Consider the following 445-nt stretch of genomic DNA (forward strand, 5'->3'; position numbering starts at 1 on the left):
CCTCACAAAGCTGCGCGCCGAGTTCGACCGGGTATGGGCCGTCTACGTCTCGTGCCGGCAGCAGGCCCTGCGCGACTTCGACCGTGCTTTCGGCAACTTCTTCACGGGCCGGGCGAGCTTCCCTCAGCCCCGCAGGCGCGGCGTGGACGACAGCTTCCGCTTCCCTGGCCGCGAGGTCGCGGTGAAGCCCCTGAACGGCAAGTGGAGCGCCGTGCGCCTGCCGAAGATCGGCTGGGTCAAGTTCCGCGACACGCGGCCGATGCGCGGCGACCTGAAGAATGTGAGCGACCGCCTTGATGCCTCGGGCTGGTACGTCGCCTTCACCTACGAGATCGCGCACGACGCGCCCGCGCCGGGCTCTGGGGTGGTCGGCATCGACCGGGGCGTGGTTACAACGCTCGTTTTGTCCCCGGGCGACATGCTGATCATGCCGAGGAGCCTGGGG

The 445-nt window shown here is 68.8% G+C and carries 1 protein-coding gene; it reads left to right on the top strand.

Annotation, left to right across the window (positions count from 1 at the left end):
- A partial coding sequence (locus ACU8YE_RS25290; RefSeq protein WP_446930322.1) for an RNA-guided endonuclease InsQ/TnpB family protein occupies nucleotides 1-445 on the top strand: 445 nt, incomplete at both ends.

It is taken from the genome of Ralstonia sp. VS2407, assembly GCF_052950655.1.